The organism is Paracoccus broussonetiae, assembly GCF_031854425.1.
In the GTDB taxonomy this organism is placed as follows: Bacteria; Pseudomonadota; Alphaproteobacteria; order Rhodobacterales; family Rhodobacteraceae; genus Paracoccus; species Paracoccus broussonetiae.
This window is the reverse complement of record NZ_JAVRQI010000049.1, coordinates 1-1,245: the sequence shown is the minus strand read 5'-3', so window position 1 is coordinate 1,245 and position 1,245 is coordinate 1. Positions and strand designations below refer to the sequence as shown.

Here is a 1,245-nt window from a genome sequence, read left to right as displayed (position 1 = left end):
TGACCTGCCACTGAACTGTCATCCAGTCGGAACCAGAGCCCGTTTGGTTGATACGCCTTCCGGCGCAGGTGGAGCAACCGATATCCGCGCGGAGCTTTCAGATCGCGCAGCGCGGCTGTCGGCTGCGGTGAACAGGCGCTCGGCGAACGCCTTGGGCGTATCGTAGCCAAGCGCCGAGTGGGGGCGTGCCTCGTTGAAGTCGGTGGCCCAGGCCCGGATCACGGCCCGCGCGTGGGCCATGTTGCGGAACATCGTCTCATTGAGAAGCTCGTCGCGCATGCGCCCGTTGAAGCTCTCGACGAAGCCGTTCTGCATCGGCTTGCCCGGCGCGATGTAATGCCATTCGATGCCGCGTTCGGCGGCAAAGGTTAAGATCGCGTTACTGGTGAGTTCGGTGCCATTGTCGCTGATGATCATCTCCGGCCTGCCACGCCGCTCGATCAAATCCTCCAGTTCCCGTGCCACCCGTCGCCCCGAGATCGAGGTGTCCGGGATCGCCGCAAGGCATTCCCGGGTCACGTCGTCCACGACGTTGAGGATGCGGAACCGACGCCCGCAGGCGAGCTGGTCATGGACGAAATCCAGCGACCCGCGCGCATTGGGCCGCGCCTCGACCAGGATCTGGGTCCGCGTCCCAACAGCCTTACGCCGGGCGCGCCGCTTGCGCACCGTCAGCCCTTCCTCGCGGTAGAGACGATAGATCCGGTTGATCCCCGAAGGCTCACCGTCGCGACGCAGCAGCACGAACAGACGCCGATAGCCGAACCGGCGCCGCATGTTCGCCAGATCGTGCAACTTGGCCCGCAGCTCGGTATCCGCGGGACGACAGGAGCGGTAGCGGATCATCTTGCGATCCGCCCCGACAAGACGGCAGGCCCGCCGTTCCGACAGGCCCAGCTCGGCCTGAAGATGCGCAACGGCAGCACGCTTCACGGCGGGCCCTACCATTTTTTTGAGAGCAGTTCCTTCATCGCCGCCGCGTCGAGCATCTGCTCGGCCAACAGTTTCTTCAGCTTCGCGTTCTCGTCCTCAAGCGCCTTCAGCCGCTTGGCATCCGACACCGTCATGCCGCCGAACTTCGCCTTCCAGGCGTAGAACGTGCCTTCCGACATGCCGTGCTTGCGGCACAGGTCCGCGCACTTCACCCCAGCCTCATGCTCGGCCAGGATGCCGATGATCTGCTCTTCGCTGTATCTTGATCGCTTCATTGTCCGTCCCTTCGGTGGGTCGGACTCTAATCGCCGG

Annotated in this window: 1 protein-coding gene; it reads right to left on the bottom strand. The window is 64.2% G+C overall.

The genetic code is table 11. The features are described 5' to 3' along the window. Positions 1-18: 18 nt before the first annotated feature. Positions 19-1,208 (bottom strand): IS3 family transposase gene (locus RM190_RS23295; protein WP_311761869.1). Its coding sequence is split into 2 segments (ribosomal slippage): positions 19-947 and positions 947-1,208, totalling 1,191 coding nucleotides; the frame shifts between segments, so codons are not numbered across the junction. Positions 1,209-1,245: the final 37 nt, after the last annotated feature.